Source organism: Mammaliicoccus stepanovicii, from assembly GCF_002902525.1.
GTDB lineage: Bacteria > Bacillota > Bacilli > Staphylococcales > Staphylococcaceae > Mammaliicoccus > Mammaliicoccus stepanovicii.
Genome location: NZ_PPQZ01000040.1, coordinates 1 through 18025, shown reverse-complemented (window position 1 = coordinate 18025; position 18025 = coordinate 1). Strand labels below are relative to the sequence as shown.

Annotated in this window: 20 protein-coding genes; 3 read left to right on the top strand and 17 right to left on the bottom strand. The window is 31.2% G+C overall.

The window, feature by feature from the left end:
• Positions 1 to 53 precede the first annotated feature (53 nt).
• The 4 genes from fumC to nagA form a co-directional block, all read right to left on the bottom strand.
• Entirely contained in the window at positions 54 to 1442 is a 1389-nt protein-coding gene (gene fumC, locus CD111_RS07015; RefSeq protein WP_095087195.1) for a class II fumarate hydratase, read from the bottom strand.
• Between the two features lie 161 nt (positions 1443 to 1603).
• Entirely contained in the window at positions 1604 to 1750 is a 147-nt protein-coding gene (locus CD111_RS12435; protein WP_268234622.1) for an SAS053 family DNA gyrase inhibitor, read from the bottom strand.
• 4 nt (positions 1751 to 1754) lie between these two features.
• Positions 1755 to 2354: a sugar phosphate isomerase family gene (locus tag CD111_RS07010; RefSeq protein WP_095087193.1), complete on the bottom strand. Its 600-nt coding sequence runs from the start codon at positions 2352 to 2354 to the stop codon at positions 1755 to 1757.
• A gap of 47 nt (positions 2355 to 2401) precedes the next feature.
• Positions 2402 to 3553 (bottom strand): N-acetylglucosamine-6-phosphate deacetylase, encoded by a 1152-nt coding sequence (gene nagA / locus CD111_RS07005; RefSeq protein ID WP_095087191.1) that lies wholly within the window; start codon positions 3551 to 3553, stop codon positions 2402 to 2404.
• An 86-nt stretch (positions 3554 to 3639) separates the two neighbouring features.
• Here nagA and CD111_RS12850 point away from each other — a divergent pair, with 86 nt between their 5' ends.
• Positions 3640 to 3774 (top strand): hypothetical protein, encoded by a 135-nt coding sequence (locus CD111_RS12850; protein WP_268234623.1) that lies wholly within the window; start codon positions 3640 to 3642, stop codon positions 3772 to 3774.
• A gap of 38 nt (positions 3775 to 3812) precedes the next feature.
• Here the strand turns inward: CD111_RS12850 and trmL are convergent, their stop codons facing one another.
• From trmL to CD111_RS06950, 11 genes are all read right to left on the bottom strand, one after another.
• Positions 3813 to 4286, bottom strand: coding sequence for a tRNA (uridine(34)/cytosine(34)/5-carboxymethylaminomethyluridine(34)-2'-O)-methyltransferase TrmL (trmL, locus tag CD111_RS07000; RefSeq protein WP_095087190.1), 474 nt, complete (start codon positions 4284 to 4286; stop codon positions 3813 to 3815).
• A 3-nt stretch (positions 4287 to 4289) separates the two neighbouring features.
• A complete protein-coding gene (queG, locus tag CD111_RS06995) occupies positions 4290 to 5417 on the bottom strand; it encodes a tRNA epoxyqueuosine(34) reductase QueG (RefSeq protein WP_095087188.1) in 1128 nt (375 codons plus the stop codon).
• 196 nt (positions 5418 to 5613) lie between these two features.
• Entirely contained in the window at positions 5614 to 6375 is a 762-nt protein-coding gene (argB, locus tag CD111_RS06990) for an acetylglutamate kinase (protein WP_095087186.1), read from the bottom strand.
• A 15-nt stretch (positions 6376 to 6390) separates the two neighbouring features.
• Complete coding sequence (gene argJ / locus CD111_RS06985) at positions 6391 to 7629, bottom strand: bifunctional glutamate N-acetyltransferase/amino-acid acetyltransferase ArgJ (protein WP_371868713.1); 1239 nt, start codon at positions 7627 to 7629, stop codon at positions 6391 to 6393.
• A gap of 15 nt (positions 7630 to 7644) precedes the next feature.
• The gene (gene argC, locus CD111_RS06980) at positions 7645 to 8679 is read right to left on the bottom strand and encodes an N-acetyl-gamma-glutamyl-phosphate reductase (protein WP_095087184.1); all 1035 of its coding nucleotides are present in this window, start codon (positions 8677 to 8679) and stop codon (positions 7645 to 7647) included.
• A 26-nt stretch (positions 8680 to 8705) separates the two neighbouring features.
• Positions 8706 to 9431: an amino acid ABC transporter ATP-binding protein gene (locus CD111_RS06975; RefSeq protein WP_095087182.1), complete on the bottom strand. Its 726-nt coding sequence runs from the start codon at positions 9429 to 9431 to the stop codon at positions 8706 to 8708.
• Positions 9424 to 10857, bottom strand: coding sequence for an ABC transporter substrate-binding protein/permease (locus CD111_RS06970; protein WP_188350515.1), 1434 nt, complete (start codon positions 10855 to 10857; stop codon positions 9424 to 9426). Before CD111_RS06970 ends, CD111_RS06975 begins: the two co-directional genes overlap by 8 nt.
• Positions 10858 to 10986: 129 nt before the next feature.
• Positions 10987 to 11973, bottom strand: coding sequence for a D-2-hydroxyacid dehydrogenase (locus CD111_RS06965; protein ID WP_095087178.1), 987 nt, complete (start codon positions 11971 to 11973; stop codon positions 10987 to 10989).
• Positions 11974 to 12128: 155 nt separating this feature from the next.
• Positions 12129 to 13181, bottom strand: a complete 1053-nt coding sequence (locus CD111_RS06960; protein WP_095087175.1) for a PTS sugar transporter subunit IIC — start codon at positions 13179 to 13181, stop codon at positions 12129 to 12131.
• 50 nt (positions 13182 to 13231) lie between these two features.
• On the bottom strand, positions 13232 to 13564 hold the full coding sequence (locus tag CD111_RS06955; protein WP_095087173.1) for a nuclear transport factor 2 family protein: 333 nt from the start codon (positions 13562 to 13564) through the stop codon (positions 13232 to 13234).
• 165 nt (positions 13565 to 13729) lie between these two features.
• Entirely contained in the window at positions 13730 to 15049 is a 1320-nt protein-coding gene (locus tag CD111_RS06950) for a hypothetical protein (protein WP_188350507.1), read from the bottom strand.
• A 178-nt stretch (positions 15050 to 15227) separates the two neighbouring features.
• Here CD111_RS06950 and CD111_RS06945 point away from each other — a divergent pair, with 178 nt between their 5' ends.
• Together CD111_RS06945 and CD111_RS06940 are read left to right on the top strand one after the other, a co-directional pair.
• The gene (locus CD111_RS06945; RefSeq protein WP_095087171.1) at positions 15228 to 16193 is read left to right on the top strand and encodes a LacI family DNA-binding transcriptional regulator; all 966 of its coding nucleotides are present in this window, start codon (positions 15228 to 15230) and stop codon (positions 16191 to 16193) included.
• Between the two features lie 58 nt (positions 16194 to 16251).
• Positions 16252 to 16467 carry a Gfo/Idh/MocA family oxidoreductase gene (locus CD111_RS06940; protein ID WP_095087169.1) on the top strand — a complete coding sequence of 72 codons (216 nt, stop codon included), beginning with the start codon at positions 16252 to 16254 and terminating at the stop codon, positions 16465 to 16467.
• Positions 16468 to 16503: 36 nt separating this feature from the next.
• Here the strand turns inward: CD111_RS06940 and CD111_RS06935 are convergent, their stop codons facing one another.
• Both CD111_RS06935 and CD111_RS06930 read right to left on the bottom strand, forming a co-directional pair.
• The gene (locus CD111_RS06935) at positions 16504 to 16887 is read right to left on the bottom strand and encodes a VOC family protein (protein WP_095090092.1); all 384 of its coding nucleotides are present in this window, start codon (positions 16885 to 16887) and stop codon (positions 16504 to 16506) included.
• Between the two features lie 152 nt (positions 16888 to 17039).
• A partial coding sequence (locus CD111_RS06930; protein WP_103268493.1) for a glycosyltransferase occupies positions 17040 to 18025 on the bottom strand: 986 nt, incomplete at its 5' end.

The following is an 18025-nucleotide window of genomic DNA, read 5'->3' as shown; positions in this document are numbered from 1 at the left end:
AGGTGCCTTAAGCACCTTTTTGTTTGTTTTCTATATTTTTCTAATAGATGCTTCTATTTTTTAGAGCCTATCATATCTTCTGGTTTAATCCATTCATCAAATTCTTCTGCTGTTAAATGTCCGGATTGAACAGCAGATTCTTTTAAAGTTAGCCCTTTTTTATGTGCATTTTTAGCAATTGCTGCCGCATTCTCATATCCTATATGAGGATTTAATGCTGTAACTAACATTAATGATTGATTTAAATACTTATCAATATTTTCTTCAATTGGCTCAATACCAATTGCGCAATTATTATTAAATGTTTCCATTCCATCAGCTAATAAATAAATAGACTGTAACGTGTTATATAAAATCACTGGCTTAAACACATTTAATTCAAAGTTACCTTGTGAAGAAGCTATTCCAACTGCAGCATCGTTACCCATAACTTGTACAGATACCATCGTTAACATTTCACATTGCGTTGGATTTACTTTACCAGGCATAATGGATGATCCTGGTTCATTTTCTGGTATTGAAATTTCAGCTAATCCCGCACGCGGACCTGAAGCTAACCATCTAACATCGTTAGCGATTTTCATTAAATCCCCAGCTAATGCCTTTAAAGCACCATGTACATACACAACTTCATCGTGTGCAGTTAATGCATGGAATTTGTTGTCAGATGATACAAACGCATAACCTGTTTGTTTACCTATTTGACGAGCTACTTTATCACCAAAATCAGGGTGTGCATTAATGCCTGTACCTACTGCAGTACCGCCAATTGCCAAATTTAATAATTGATCTTTAGACTGATTTAACAATGTTTCACATTTATCTAGCATATATCTCCAACCACTTATTTCTTGTCCTAACGTTAATGGTGTCGCATCTTGTAAATGTGTTCTTCCTATTTTGATGATGTCTTTAAATTGATTTTCTTTTTCTTTTAATGTATTTCTTAGTTTAGTTAATGACGGTAATAAGTTCGACTCAATTTCATGATATAATGCGACATGCATTGCTGTTGGATAAGTATCATTCGAACTTTGAGACATATTTACATGATCATTCGGATGAACTGTTTCATCTGAACCTTGTTTCTCTAAATATTCATTTGCAACATAACTCACAACTTCGTTCACATTCATATTACTTTGTGTACCACTACCAGTTTGCCAAACAACTAATGGAAATTGGTCGTTAAGCTTTCCATTTAATATTTCATCTGTTGCAAAAACAATAGCGTTTTTCTTATCGTCAGATAATTTACCTAACTCGTTGTTCGTAATTGCAGCAGCTCTTTTCAAATGAGCAAAGCCATAAATAACTTCGATTGGCATTTGTTCTTTACCAACTGGAAAGTTTTGTTTACTTCTTTGTGTTTGTGCTTTCCAATATTTATCTGCAGGCACTTTAATTTCACCAAATGTATCATGCTCAATTCTAAAACTCATTATTAATACGCCCCTTTATTTCTTTTATATAACATTTATCTTTCACTTTTATTATATCCTATTAAGTGTCCGATTTAAACAATCAGTTGTCTGAAAATTCACTTCAAATAAAAAACAAGAACCAAAGACATCGCTTCTGTCATAGGCTCTTGTTAATATGTTTAAGATTCTTGCTCTTCTTTTTTCTCTTCGTAATCTTCATCATTTTGTTCTGATATTTGTTCCATCTCTTTACCTAGTTCTTTAACATCATCTAAGTCTCGAACCATTTCATTTTCATCTTCAATATGTTTATCCAAAATATTCACCTTCTTAAGAGAATTGAATTGTGAAGTATGATCTTACGTCTTCTGGCAATCCTTGTGCTGCTTCATTATCAAGTACAACTGTTACCATTCTATGTTGTTTTAATTTAGCTGATGCTACTGAGCTACTTACTGGCTCTTCATATAATTTTTTAATTGCTTGTGCTTTTTCTTTTCCTGTAACGAGAACAATTACTTCTCTTGCAGGATGAATTTCAGAATCATAATCTAATCCAGTGTCACTGTCTTCTGTTAATGTAATCACATCTAACATTAATTTGTTTTTCTTCTTATCTGTATTTACTTTATCTTTAATTAACGATTCAACATCATTTTTAGCTTCTGCTTTTACTACTTGTTTAGTTGGAACACCAAGTTCTGTATAATAATCAGCTTTCCCATCGTAATCTAAAATATGAATTTGACTGAAATCTACAGGATTTTTTTTCACATCATCAAGTAATTCATCAAAAAAAGATGTATTTTCAGAATCTAAATTTATACCAACTACTGAAGTACTATCACCATTAAATTGTTTACGTACTAAATCTGCAACATAGCGTGTAGCAATACCTTTTGTTTCAAATACTTTAAAGTTTAAAGCCATTTTGTCCACTCCTCATTTCAACTTATCTATCATATTTATTATAATCATTAATCATTATTTATAACATACCCATTTTTAATCGTAGTTAAAACATTTATTTCTGAATCAACAACAACTAAATCTGCTTTTTTGCCAACTTTAATCGATCCGATTTTATCATCAACATTTAATCGTATGGCTTGATTTAAACTCGTTGTACGCCATGCTTCTTCTAAACTAATACCAGCAAAGTTCATTAAATTTTTCAAACCTTGATTCATTAATAGAATACTACCTGCTAAAGAGCCCGATTCTAATCTTGCTTCATTATTTTTAACAATAACGTCTTGACCACCTAAATCATATTTCCCATCTTGCATACCTTTCGCTCTCATTGCATCAGTAATAACACAAAAGTTTTTATTTCCCTTTGCTAAATAAGCCAATTTTACAGCATTTGGATGAGAATGTACGCCATCTACTATAACTTCAGTTGTAAGTCTTTCATCAGTGAGTGCTGCCCCAAACACACCCGGTTCTCTATGTGTAAAAGTTGTTTGCGCATTATATAGATGTGTAATGTGCTTTAAGCCATTATCAACCGCTTCTTCAATGCCATCGAAATCAGAAACAGTATGTCCAGCTGAAAATATAACATCGTGACATAAAGTTTTAATTGTTTCACCCGCTCCATCTACTTCTGGTGCTATTGTTACAATCTTTATTAAGTTGTTCGCGTGTTTTTGGAAGTCTTTGAATTTTTGAACAGATGGTCTCGCAACAAATTCAGGATTTTGTGCGCCAACTTTAAATTCAGAAATAAATGGCCCTTCTAAATGTACACCTAAAATTTCTGCACTTTGCTCATCTTCAGGCTTGAAGTTTGCAATATTTTCTAATGCTTTATTAACTGCTTCTGTAGATTGTGTCATCGTAGTTGCCAAAAAACTTGTTGTACCTTCTGAAAGAAGATTTTTAGTTAGTATATTTAAAGATTCTGGTGTTGCATCCATTGCATCTTGTCCATATCCACCATGAATATGAATATCAATAAAACCCGGTATGAGGTGGTGACCTTTTAAATCAATTTGCTCTAAATCACCTTCGTATATTCCTTTTCCAATTTTTGATATGATGCCATCTTTAACTTCAACAAAACCCGAATTTATAGTTTCTTCTTCTGTATAAATGACTGCATTTGTTAGTGAATATTGATTCATTTGAAAGTCTCCTTAAAAATATATTTAATTATTCATCTATTTCGTATATAATAAAGATAACATAACATAGCTAGGGGGCTAATTTAATGAACACGTTATTAATATGTATGGTCGGTGCCGCATTTTTAACTGCGATGTTAACAGCAGGTCGTGATTCTAAAGATTATGGTCTTAAAGAAGAAGATTTAAACAAAGAGCTTGAATCCTTAAAATCTAAATAATAATGAACTGAGACCAAAATGGTCTCAGTTTTTTTATTTTAAGACAAGTTCGGATAGTTTTGTTGTCTCAATGCTTCATATATTAAAATTGCTGCTGTATTTGATAAATTTAACGATCTAACATTTTCATTCATAGGAATTCTTAATGCTGTTTCTTTATACTTTTCTTTGACCCAATCAGGTAAACCTGTTGTTTCTCTACCGAAAATAAAGTAATGATCATCATTTAAATTACTATAATCAAATTCTGTATGTGGTACTTTACCAAACTTCGTTAATAAGTAATAATACCCACCTTCTGTTTTTTCAAAAAATTCTTCGATACTATCATAATAAACAATGTTTACAAATTTCCAATAATCAAGTCCTGCTCTTCTTAACATTTTATCATCCGTACTAAATCCTAGTGGTCTAATTAAATGTAATGTTGTATCTGTAGCTGCACAACTTCTTGCAATATTTCCTGTGTTTGCTGGTATTTCCGGTTGATATAAAACAACATGATTTGTCATAATTTATGGTCTCCTCGTCTCTAATCCTTTAATCATTTCTTGCTGTACTTCTTCTATTTCATGTTCGTAATGCGACATAACAAATGGTCTTGCCTCTTCTCCAAGTATTTGTCCAATTGCCCAATGTGCTGTTCCTCGTATCATTGGTCTTGGATCAGTTAAGGCAACGTCTTTTAATTCTGGTATTGCACTTTCTTCATTGAAATGAGCTAAAGCAATAATTGCATTTCTTTGAATTGGCTTCTTACCCCTCCAAGCACCAGCTAGATGTCCATAATTTTCTTTAAATTGCTTATTAGACATTTTTAATAATGGTACTAATCTTGGCTTTAATGTTTCAGGTTCTAATATAATATCATCATGTTCAGTATTAATGCCTCTATTTCTCGGACACACTTGCTGACAAGTGTCGCAACCATACAAACGATTTCCTATTTTGTATCGATATTCATCTTTAAGATAGCCTTTCGTCTGTGTTAAGAAACTAATACATTTTTGGCTATTTAGTTGTCCATCTCCAACTAAAGCACCCGTTGGACATCTATCAACACAAATATTACAATCGCCACAACTATCGATTACAGGATCATCTGGTTTGAATGGAATACTTACTAACATTTCTCCTAAATAAGTCCATGTTCCAAGATCTTCATTTATTATAAAACCATTTTTCCCTGCAAATCCTAATCCTGATCTTTCAGCTACAGCACGATCAGATAATACACCGGTATCTACCATTGATTTTATCTCAACGTCTGGTACTTTTTCTTGTAGAAACTTACTAAGCTTATCTAATCGATTCCTCATTATAGTATGATAATCTTGGCCCCATGAAGCTCGTGCAAACATACCTCTTCTATCGCCTTTCACACTTTTCGGAGCGCCTTTTAATTTGTTCGGGTATCCTACTGCTATAGCAATAATTGATCTGGCACTCGGTAAAGATAATTTAGGGACTGTCCTTAACTCAATATCACTTTCCTCAAAACCTGATGCATAGCCATTTTCATGATAAGTTTTGAGTTTCTGTTTTAATTCATCAAATGGATCAGCAGTTGTAAATCCTATACTATCTATTCCGATAGAATGCGCGTAATCTATTAATTCTTGCTTTAAGTTATCTAATTCCAGTATTATTCACCTCACTATCAAACATGCCTATTTATTTTAACATATCTATTCATTATATCTTGAATTTTAGAAATTAAAAGAGACATCTCCATCAAAAAAATCATTAAGATTTTTTTGATGGAGATGTCTCTATTTCAGTTCAACTAAGAATAGATTATTCTAAATTATTATCACTTTATATAATTGTTATTCTTAACTACGTCGTGATAGTTGTTCCAATCATGGTAGACTCGATACTTTTCATTAATGCATTTTCTACATTGCCGGGTATGATTTTGACGCTTTTACACCCTTGTTTAATTGCGACAATTGCACCAGTAACTTTTGGAATCATTCCACCATAAATTTCTGAAGTGTTTATATGTTTATTAATTTCTTTAATGTTTAATTCTGATTGAATTTTTTCTTTAATCATAACACCGGGTATATCACTTATAATAAATAAATCAGCATTCATTTCGCTTGAAATTTTATATGCTAAACTATCAGCATTTATATTGTATTTTTGATTGCTCATTCTATCAATACTAATTGGTGCAATAACTGGTATAGCGTTCAAACATATAGATGTTAAGGATTTCTTATTTACATTACTACATGTCGCTACATGTCCAAACTTAGGATCTAGCGGTTCCACATCAAATAAATTTAAATCCATACCGTTTAACCCAATCGCGTTTGGTCCAGACTTATTAAGTTTACTCACAATTGTAGGATTTACATCCCCTATTAGAGCTTGTGTTGTTTGATGTAACGTTTCATCATCAGTCACTCTTAATCCATCTATAAAATGACTCTCCACGCCCATTCTACTCAATTGTTTATTTATAAATGGTCCACCACCATGAACGACTATAGGCATATAATTTTTTTGTTTCATCAGTAGAATATCATCAATGACTGACTGACTCATATTACTTAATATGCTACCTCCGATTTTGATCACCGCATATTTCATGTTTAACAGCTCCCATTAAGTTCGATATAATGCATTTATTCGAACATATTCATAAGATAAATCACAACCAAACGCAGTAGCTAAAAATGGTTCTTCTCCAATTTTTACATCAATATCAATAGTATCTCTTTCCATTTTAGCTTTTAATTTTGATGCGTCATAAGGTACTGCCATTCCATTTTCAACGATTTTACTTCCGCATAAATTAACATCGACATCGTACGGAGAAATTGTTGAATCTGCATATCCTATTGCTGTAATGATTCTTCCAAAGTTCGGATCACCACCATGTATGGCAGTTTTAACTAAACTAGAACCAACGATCGTCTTTGCGATTTTATTAACTGTTTGTTTAGAATCTCCGCCTGAAACTGTAACTTTCACTAGCTTTGTAGCACCTTCACCATCTCGAGCAATACTTTTAGCTAAATATTGGCTTACATATTTAATTGCATTTGCAAATTTGTTCCATTCAGGATGATTTTTATTCAATGAGTTGCTTAATTTCTTGCCATTTGCCATTAAAATAACCATATCATTCGTACTTGTATCTCCATCTACTGTAATCATATTAAAAGTTTCATCAACAATTTCTTTTAAAAGTAAATTCAAATCTTCTAAATCAACATTTGCATCAGTTGTCATAAACCCTAACATCGTGGCCATATTTGGATTTATCATACCAGATCCTTTACATGTCCCACCTATCGTTATCGTTTCATTTTCAATTGAAATCGTAACAGCAGTATGTTTCGTTACTAAATCTGTCGTTAAAATAGATTCATTAAAATCACTTGAATTTACATTTGTAGATACGTCAATTTGATTAATACCGTGCTTTATTTTTTCCATAGGTAAAAATTCACCAATAAGACCAGTAGATACGACACCAACTTCGTATTCAGGTATTTGTAATTTGTCAGAAACCAATTTTCTCGTAAGTCTAGCATCTTGTATACCGCGTTCACCTGTACATGCGTTTGCGATTGCTGAATTAATGACGATTGCTGAAAGCTGTTGTGTTACATCGATGCTATCTTTTGTAATTTGTAATGGTGCAGCTTTATAAGCATTTTGAGTATAAACAGCTGCACAATTTGCAGGAACTGATGAATATAACCAACCAAAGTCTTTCTTTGACCTACGTAAACCAACATGCACACCACCAGCTATATAACCTTCAGGTGATGCCGCATCGCCTTCATTAATTATTGTCAAATCATTATGAATTACTTGTTCGGTTTCTTCCATCATCATCTTCCTCCATTCCTATGGATATACAGGTAATAAATCTAATCCTTCATTTTCTTTAAATCCATATAATTTATTTAAATTTTGAATTGCTTGTCCACTTGCACCTTTTACGAGATTGTCTATAACTGAAACGATTATTGCTTTATTTCTTTCTTCATCTACGTAAATTCCAATATCACAATAATTACTTCCCAACACTTCTTTCGTCTTTGGAAATTCACCTAACTGGCGAATCCTCACAAATGGTTTATCTTCATATGTTTTTTCAAATAATTGATGAATATATTGATTACTAACATCACTTGATAAATCAACATATATCGTCGTTAAAATGCCACGAGTCATAGGTATTAAATGCGGTGTGAATGTAACTTTTATATTTGAATGTGTTAATTCAGATAAGTATTGTTCAATTTCTGGTATATGTTTATGTGATCCTAATTTATATGCTGATAAGTTTTCGTTTACTTCACCGTAATGAACATTTTGACTTAAGCTCCTACCAGCACCAGAGACACCTGTTTTTGCATCTATAATGATATGGTCATGGTTGATCAATTCATTCGTAATCAATGGATATAATGCAAGTAATGTAGCAGTCGGAAAACACCCTGGGTTAGCGATTAAATTTGTCGTTTTTTGGTTTACATGAGACCATTCTGCCAAACTATAATTACTTTGATTTAAATATGTTTGTTCTGCAGGTTTTTCTCCATAATATGATTTATAAACTTGTGGATTTTTAATTCTAAAGTCACCTGATAAATCAATAACTTTAATATTTCTATCTAATAGTTGTGCTATAAAATGCTTACTCACATTTGAAGGTGTTGCAAAAAACACTAAATCACACTCAACATTCTCAACATCTAACGTAGTAAATGGTAACTTTACATTATCTTGTAGATGTGGGTATGAATTTTTAATGTCTTCGCCTGCTTTAGAATGTGAGAATATATATTTAATACTCACTTGGCGATGCTGATTTAACAATCTTATTAACTCTATTGCGCCGTATCCACTTCCTCCTACAATCCCTACTTCTAACATGTAAGCACTCCTTTATTATTTTCGTGTTACAATACTTTTGATAAAAATTGTTTCGTTCTTTCATTTTGAGGATTTTCAAAAATTTGTTCCGGTGCACCTTCTTCTTGTACTATGCCTTCATCCATAAAAATAACATGGTCACTTACATTTTTAGCAAAACCCATCTCATGAGTAACTACAACCATCGTCATGCCTTCTTTGGCTAGGTCTTTCATAACGGCAAGTACTTCACCTACAACTTCTGGATCTAACGCAGAAGTCGGTTCATCAAACAATATAACTGCCGGATTCATCGCAAGAGCTCTTGCGATTGCAACACGTTGCTTTTGACCACCGGACAATTTAGATGGATATACGTTTGATTTTTCTTCTAGGCCAACTTTTTTCAATAGTTGGTTTGCTTGGTTTTCCAACTCAGTCTTGCTCGCTTTTTTCAATGTTAATGGCGTAAGTGTTATATTTTCTATTACTTTCTTATGAGGAAATAAATTAAATCCTTGGAATACCATGCCCATTTTTTGTCTTAATTGATCTAACTTAGTTCCTTTTGTATTTGTTAAATCATTTTCTTCAAATATGACTTGACCAGAGGTAGGTTTTTCTAATAAATTCAAACATCGTAACAATGTACTCTTACCACTTCCGGATGGTCCAATAATGGCTACTACCTCACCTTTTTTTATATTCAAATTGATACCTTTTAACACTTCGTTTTGACCAAATGATTTGTACAATTCTTTAACTTTAATCACTGACACTGAACCTCCTTTCAGCAAAGTACATAACTCTCGATAATGTAAACGTCAATACAAAATAAAGTACAGCTGCTACTAGTAATGGTGTAAACGGATCAAATGATGCACCTTGTACGACTTGTGCATTAAACATAAGCTCACTAACACCTATAACTGACACGATTGATGATTCTTTAATAACCGTTACAAACTCATTACCTAACGCAGGTAATATATTTTTAATTGCTTGTGGCATTATCACTTTATTCATGGCTTGAGATTTATTCAAACCTAAAGATCTAGCCGCTTCCATTTGTCCATTATCAACAGCATTTATACCTGCTCTTATAATTTCAGCAATATAAGCACTACAATTAATAATGAGCGCTATAATACCGCAGATGAGCGCTGATAAATCTAGCCCGAGGACTGCTGTAGTTCCAAAGTAAACTAAGAACACTTGAACAAGTAATGGTGTACCTCTAATAAATTCAATATAGACAGACGCAATAGCTTTAAGTATCTTACTATTTCCGATTTTCATAAGTGCTAGGAAGCAACCAATAATTGCACCTGCTACAACACCTAGAAATGAAAGTAATATTGTATACCCTATACCATGTAAGAAATAAGAACCGTATTTACTAAAAAACGAACCATCATCAAACATTGCTTCAGTTGCTTTATCCTTATAATCTTTAATTAAATGTTTATCTTTTACTTCTTTAACACTTTTATTTACTCTATCCATTAATTTCGGCGAATTTTTTGGTAATGCAATTGCGGTCGTTTTATCCGCATCTCCAAATTTCACATCTGAGTATGATAGGTTTGGATTTTTTTCTAAATATGCATCTGCAACTGGTCCTTCTATAATCATGCCATCAATTTTTCCCGAATTGAGAGACATAATCACTTCTGGTACTCGAGTTAATGAACTCACTTGTGAATCTGGCATTTCTGATTTTGCTAATTCTTCTTGTGTTGTTTGTTTCTGAACGCCTATCATTTTCCCTTTAAAGTCGTCAATAGACTTCAATTTATCTTTATCTTTTTTCTGGATGATTAGCCTCTGATTAACTTCCATGTAATCGTCAGAAAAGTCTACTTCTTTTTTTCTTTCAGGAGTTGGAGCCATTCCAGAAATAATCATATCTATTTTTCCTGTTTTCAATGCACCTAACAAACTATCAAATTGCATATTTACAATTTTTAGTTTGATATTATTATCTTTAGCAATTTTTTTTGCTAGTTCAATATCAATACCTGCATATTCACGCTGACCATCTTTTGTATGTTCAAATTCATATGGTGCGTAATCAGCAGATAACCCTACTCTCAATTCTCCTCGTTCTTTTGCTTTATCCCATTGATCACCTGCAGCTTCTGCTTTAAAAGGTAATACAAATACAACTAATAGCATTGCACACATGAATATAAACATTGATTTAAAATATATATTTCTATTCAAATTCCTAACCTCCTGAAATGTTAATATTCATCATTATACGTAATTATGTAAATTTATGCAATCTAAATTTTAAAAATTATTCAGTTTGGTATAAATTCCGACTTATTTTACTGTATTTACACTTGTTCCTGTTTCAATTACTTCCATCGCACTATCCAATGCAACCTCTACCATATTCTGTACAGCTGTAGTTGTATAAAAAGCAATATGTGGAGAAATTAAGACGTCATCTCTATTCATAAGGTCTAATAATAATTCATCTTTGATTATTTTATTTGTATAATCATAAGAGAAATATTCAAATTCATTTTCATACACATCGAGTGCTGCGCTATGTATTTTACCTGTATTTAATCCACTTACTAATGCTTTAGTATCCACTGTTATACCTCTTGAAGTATTCACTATATATGCACCATTTTTCATATTTGAAATCGTTTCTTCATTAATAATATGTAACGTATCTTCATTTGCTGGCACATGTAATGTAATCAAATCAGCTTTTGATAAAGCTGTATTCAAATCTTGTACGTATTCAATTTCAGATAAAGATTGATCATTTGGGTCATATCCTATTACATTTGCGCCAAATCCTTTAAATAATTTTGCGCTCACTTTTCCTATTCTACCAACACCAATAACTAATACCGTCATACTTCTAAGTTCTTTAGCTATCACTTGGTCATCCCATGTAAAATCTTGATTGACCACTCTTTTTTCTATTTTATTTATATTTCTAACTAGTTCTAAAGCTCTACATACAGCAAATTCTGCAATAGCATTAGGACTATAAGAGGGTACATTTGTTATCGTTATATTATTTTTTTCAGCTTCTTGAATATTAAACATATCAAATCCTGCTGCACGACCAGCTATTTGCTTTATACCTTGCTTCTTAAGTTCAGAATATATTCGATCATCAAACTTAAATAGTTGTTGTGTACTTATAGCATCAAAATTTTCTAATTGTTCAACATTTTCAAGTGTTAAGTTATTCGTCGTACATTCAATTTCATGATTATGTTTTTCTCCCCACTTTTCTGCAAATACTCTTTCATCTTCTCTTATATTAAATAATTTTATACGCATTTTTTTATCCACCTTTTTCATTTTTTTCGAACATTGTACAAGTTTACATCAATTTGAAAGTTCAAACAACGTATTTTCTTAATATTCAAACAATATATCAATTTACAAAAAAAGAACCTTAGACATGTATGATGTCCAAGGTCCACATTACGTATTTATGATGCTTCTTTAAAAATAAATGATTCTTGTTTATATTTAGGTAGGAAATTTAAACATATTTTATGTACGATAAACGCAAACACAAACGGAATAACGAAATAAGCGAATATCAATATGATAATATTGATGACAATTGAACCATCCATGTATTTAATTGCATTTGCTGGTCCAACAAATCCTGTATAACCAAATCCTGTAGACATCGGTGTGCCTTTAATACCAACGAAATATGTAATAACACCACTCATTAGCCCATTTATAATCAAAGGTACTGCAATGATTGGACTTTTGAAATAAACTGGAATCATCATTTTAGCTGCACCAATGATTAACACTAAATTGATGCCTCTATCATTCACTTTCCATGACCCCATTAAGAAAGTAACACAAGCTGCTACTATCCCCATATTCCCCGCTCCTGCACTTAACCCTTGTAAGCCAACTGCAGTCGCAATCGCTACTAAAGAGATGGGTGTAACCATTAATAATGAATACGTTATAGCTATTAATATACACATTAATAAAGGATTAAATGTAGAAAACTGCTCTATCATGTTTCCAATACCTTTAGTCACAACGCTTACATATGGCAATGTAATCATGCCAATAAAACCGCTAAATACTGAAATGATGATTGGTAATATAAGCATATCTAAAGAGCCGAATTTGCCTTTTAATTTAATAATTAAAAAACAGCTTATAATAAGTACAAGCATTAAGTTTATAACATCGCCAATATTTGTAAAAATAAATTTACCTTGATTTACAGTAACGGCACCTGAGCCAATTAAACCTGCAGCCCCTATCATAACAGCGTCTGTTGCTTGAAATTTAAATTGATTTGCAACGACGACACCAATTATAAAACTCATACCAAACTGCATTAACAGTAACGCTTGATTAAACATTTCTAGTATAGGATGAAATTGTGATAAATAACTAAATAGCACACCTAGTATCGCATTAGGAACTAATGCAATCACGATACCAATTCCAACTCCATTAAGAATGTTAAAGAAAAATTCTTTTGTTGTAATACTTTTTGTCATATTAAGCCTCCATATGTATATATGTTAACATCATATAGGAGTTTATATTTTTAAACAATAGTTCCTTGATGAAATCTCATTTTCCACGATGCACTTCTTCTAACCCAAAGCGAACTTCTATTCGTCACGATATCATCGCTTTTATTAATTAATTGATATGTGATAAGAACAACACCTTTTTGTATCTTTGATGCTTCAAAATCCAATATATCAAAATCAAACGTATGCAATGTCGATTCTTTAATATCTTGTTTCGTAATAACTCGACCCGATTTACCTATTTCCTTAAAATCATCGTCTAAAATATCTAAGACGCGCTGTTTATCAGTTCTATTATTCGCCTCTAAATGAAAACATTCTAATTCATAAAACTGTTTCTTCATATGAACACCTACTTTATATATAATGATAAATTTTTAATTGATGATACAAGTTTTTGAAATAATTGTCAGTATAAATAATAAGATAGTGGCATTATGAAAAAAGTATCATAATACCACTACCTTTATACAATCAATATATATAAACAGTAAACTGGTTAAAGCATATTAAGATTTCACGCACTCATTAATTGTATTCTTAACATCTTCTGACAATAATGATTGTTCACTAATATCAATAGCCTTGTTTGTTTCGCTAGCTGTTTGTATATTACCATTCAAATTGAATGATTCTATTTGTGAATCTTCTTCAACACTGAGCGCCAGTATATTGGCACCATTTGTTTCAATATTTCCACCGATATTTAATTCTTTAAGTATTCCATTTGGTTTAAGTGAAATCGCTATCGCATCTAACTCTTGAATTTGTCCTTTAACTAACGATTCTCCAGTCGTTCCGTATGTGATCACATCGTTTAATATTTTGATGTTTCCTACAGGTTTTGAAAATTGCATACCAATTGATCCATCACCATATGTTATGATTGAATCAAATTGTGCTTTATCAATTGTTCCATCATATTGATTAAATCCTCTAGCACCTGATCCATATGTTTCAATAGGTTTTTCAGCAACAAAGTCGTGTACAACACCAAAATTAACAAATCCAATACCAGATGTACCATAAGATTTAATATAATCTTTGCACACCCACTTGTCTACTTCACCCCATACATCTAACACCATATCGTTCACACCATATGTTGTCACTGCTCCTTCGCATTCTATTAATTTAGCATGCGCACCAGAAACGATAAATATTCCACCTGTAATAATAGTTGGTTGCCCAAATGGAATCATGCCATTTGAATATATATTTTTTGTATGCAAATATTCTAAGTCAACTTTGCCGCCATCTTCACCAAAGCCACCGATAAAGATACCTGTTCCTATTACTGGTGCATTAGGTCTACCGATACTTACATTTTGAATATCAGCTTTAATCAATGAATCTTCTGCTTGATTATAATTATAAACAGTCAAAGCACCTTGATATACTGTAACACCATATGCAAGTGGTTTCTCAGTACCAAGACGAGAATCAGATGATACGATGTCTAGTCCATCAACTTTAAGTTTAAGTACCTTCTGTGGTGCTCTTGTTAGAAGCTGAACCTGTCCAGTAACTGTTAAATCATTTAGTTCGATCGTACCTAAATCCTCTTCATTTGATTTAATATAAATTGCTCTATGATTGCTCATCGTTTGAATTGATAAATTTTCTAATTTATTATCACCTTCTAAACTAATCCCTTCACTTGAATTAAACGCAATAAATACCGTTTTATTTCTGGTACCATGGATTTTAGTTCCTTTAGACAACTGAATTGAATAAGGTATTAACATAGATTGTGTTAATTCTATTTCTTTTTTCTCTTCTTTTAACGCTGATATAAATTCATTTAAATTGCTTACTAATGTACTCAAATTAACAAGCTCCTTTATTAAAAGTTTTAAACTATAATTTATATACCCTTATTTGAGCGTATTAAATCTAATATCTATATTTTTACCTTTGAACACCTATTCTATATATAATAATGAATTTTTAAATGATGATACAATTTTTTGATATAATTGTATGTATAAATAAGGAGGGAAATAAATGGCAAATTTAAAAGAAGTTGCAAAGCTTGCAGGTGTTTCTCCGACTACAGTTTCTAGAGTCTTAAATAACCATCCACATGTTAATAAAGATACAAGAAATAAAGTACATCAAATCATAGAAGAATTAAATTATATACCAAATATTAATGCTATAAATCTTATTAAAGGCAAAACAAATCTAATTGGGATTGTCATACCATTCTCAAATTACCCATATTTTTCGCAACTTATTCAAGGTATTTCTGAGGTAGCAACTCAAAAAAATAAAAAAGTGGTTTTATTTCAAACATCCTATGATAGTAAACAAGAACTTGAGGCCCTTGAAATGTTAAAATTAAAGCAATTAGATTCGTTAATTATTTGCTCACGAAATATATCAATAGCTACCATAGAATCTTATTTACAGTATGGACCTATTTCAATATTTGAAAATATTAAAAACACCACGCTTCATACCACTTACATTGATCATTATCATGCTTTTAAGCATGCACTTCAATACTTATATAAACTTGGTCATCGCGATATAGGATGTGTAATTAATAGAAGAAATAGTTCTAGTTCAATTCAAAGACTTTCTGCATATAAAGATTTTTGTTTAGAACATCATATTCCCATTAAAGAAGAATTAATTTTTGAGAATTATGCATTACTAGAAGATGGAAAAGCATTATATGAATCACTCAAAAAAACTAAAACTATACCTTCTGCTATTGTCATTTCAAGTGACCATACAGCTGCTGGATTATATTTAAGTTTATCTGAAACAGAAAGGAAAAATTTTTCCATAATAGGGTTTGAAAATCAAGAAATTTCAACATTGTTAAATATAACAACAGTAGATATTCCACTACATACCATTGGTATTCAATTATTCAAACAATTATCGAATAATAGTATTACTCAAACTAAGTTTGATACACATTTAATAAAACGACACTCCGTATTTAAATTAAAAGATTGACATGAAATGCATTTCTTATAATATCCTTAATTTACTACCAAATTAAGGGGGATTTAATATGAATAAACAGCGAATCGGAATAGACGGCTGTAATATTACAGCCGAAATATATTTAGAAATTGTTCAACATACAAATAATATTGATATCGTAGCATGTGCAGATGAAGTTCTCTCTAACGCAATAAAAATGAAAGATAAATATAATATCCCTAAAGTCATGACTAGATCTAAACTGTATAAAGATAACGAAATTGACTATGTTATAAAGCTATAAAAAAACAAACCAAAAGTATTCTTTTGGTTTGTTTCTTTAATTTTCAATGATTTGTAATAAGTTTCCACACTGATCATCAAATACCGCTAATTTCATATCTTCTACTTGTTTAGGTTTAGTCTTAAATTCAATACCTTTTGATTTTAAGTGTGTATAAGTTTCTTCAATATCATCTACACCAAACATTGTCACTGGTATGTTACTATTATATAGTTTTTCTTGATATTCTCTTGCGATTGGATTGTCATTAGGTTCTAATACTATTTCTACTGGATTATTCGAATTTTTTTCAACAACGGTCAACCACTTGGGACCTCCCATATCAATATTATGTTTAAGTTCAAAGCCTAACCTATCTGTATAAACTTCTTGGGCTATATCTTGATCTTCAACAAATATACTAAACGCAATTATTTTCATCATTTATAATCAGTCCTAACTATTTTTAATCTTATTATCTACATCTAATATACCCTTATTTTAAATTATTAAATATTAACTATGTAATCTCACATAATGAAATGACCTCTACTTAATTAGTAAAGGTCAAATAATTTATTTCAAATCAACCGTTAAGATTTCAAATAATTAATTAAATTTCCAAAACTTTCTTTAGCCGTTGAAGAACTAAATTTCTTACTTAATTGTACATCGTCCAACGCATGATTACTTAAATATTCCATGGCATCAGCTAATTCATTTATATTTCCCTCTTCTACTAATATTCCATTTTGATAGTTTTGAATTAGTTCATTTGGTCCATATCTTATATCGTACGAAACAACAGGACATCCATTATTTATACTTTCCATCACTGTCAGTCCAAAACCTTCAAATTGACTTGTTAAAAACGATGCCTTAGAATCATTAAATACTTGTAGTGGATTACTTGTGTAACCTTTAAATATTACATAATCAGAAACATTTAAATCATTAACTACAGGTTTCAGTCTTCCTAATTCATCACCATTATCACTACCATAAATCAATAATTTCGTTTTGTGACCATTTTTAATATATTTAGCAAAAGCTTCAATAATATGGTCTATTCTTTTTTCTTTAGAAATTCTCCCCATATAACAGAATTGGTCATCTTTACTTTCCTGATCTACAGTCTTATCTAATAGTTCATCTACAAAATGAGGTATAACTTTAATTTTATGTGCATCAATTTCAAAATCATTTAAAATATCATTCTTTTGATAGTCTGTTAGTACTAAATATTTATCAATTGAATCTGGATTTTGTAATGATTTTTTATAAGACCCTCTCGTTACATCACCATCATAATGGGTACTATGATATACCATTACTTTTTTAACATTCATACTACAATTAATTAATGCACTATCTAAACCTCTTGCATCGCAGAATACAATATCCCCATTCTTAAACACATTGTTATAATAATAAGTACATAAATCCCTTTCATATTTAAAAAATTTAAATGGTTTTTTATTATGATAAAGAGCAATTAGTTTAAGTTTATTCTTAATTTCTTCTGAAAAGAACTTCTTCAAATACATATTTCCACTGATATCGTAATACTCTTCATATA

What these genes read in the sequence shown, in the direction of transcription:
- fumC (WP_095087195.1), bottom strand. Translation starts at nt 1,442, where the DNA reads ATGAGTTTTAGAATTGAGCATGATACATTTGGTGAAATTAAAGTGCCT.
- argB (WP_095087186.1), bottom strand. Translation starts at nt 6,375, where the DNA reads ATGAAATATGCGGTGATCAAAATCGGAGGTAGCATATTAAGTAATATG.
- CD111_RS06945 (WP_095087171.1), top strand. Translation starts at nt 15,228, where the DNA reads ATGGCAAATTTAAAAGAAGTTGCAAAGCTTGCAGGTGTTTCTCCGACT.
- CD111_RS06960 (WP_095087175.1), bottom strand. Translation starts at nt 13,181, where the DNA reads ATGACAAAAAGTATTACAACAAAAGAATTTTTCTTTAACATTCTTAAT.
- CD111_RS12850 (WP_268234623.1), top strand. Translation starts at nt 3,640, where the DNA reads ATGAACACGTTATTAATATGTATGGTCGGTGCCGCATTTTTAACTGCG.
- CD111_RS06970 (WP_188350515.1), bottom strand. Translation starts at nt 10,857, where the DNA reads ATGTTTATATTCATGTGTGCAATGCTATTAGTTGTATTTGTATTACCT.
- argC (WP_095087184.1), bottom strand. Translation starts at nt 8,679, where the DNA reads ATGTTAGAAGTAGGGATTGTAGGAGGAAGTGGATACGGCGCAATAGAG.
- nagA (WP_095087191.1), bottom strand. Translation starts at nt 3,553, where the DNA reads ATGAATCAATATTCACTAACAAATGCAGTCATTTATACAGAAGAAGAA.
- trmL (WP_095087190.1), bottom strand. Translation starts at nt 4,286, where the DNA reads ATGACAAATCATGTTGTTTTATATCAACCGGAAATACCAGCAAACACA.
- CD111_RS06955 (WP_095087173.1), bottom strand. Translation starts at nt 13,564, where the DNA reads ATGAAGAAACAGTTTTATGAATTAGAATGTTTTCATTTAGAGGCGAAT.
- CD111_RS07010 (WP_095087193.1), bottom strand. Translation starts at nt 2,354, where the DNA reads ATGGCTTTAAACTTTAAAGTATTTGAAACAAAAGGTATTGCTACACGC.
- argJ (WP_371868713.1), bottom strand. Translation starts at nt 7,629, where the DNA reads ATGATGGAAGAAACCGAACAAGTAATTCATAATGATTTGACAATAATT.
- CD111_RS06965 (WP_095087178.1), bottom strand. Translation starts at nt 11,973, where the DNA reads ATGCGTATAAAATTATTTAATATAAGAGAAGATGAAAGAGTATTTGCA.
- CD111_RS06940 (WP_095087169.1), top strand. Translation starts at nt 16,252, where the DNA reads ATGAATAAACAGCGAATCGGAATAGACGGCTGTAATATTACAGCCGAA.
- CD111_RS06935 (WP_095090092.1), bottom strand. Translation starts at nt 16,887, where the DNA reads ATGAAAATAATTGCGTTTAGTATATTTGTTGAAGATCAAGATATAGCC.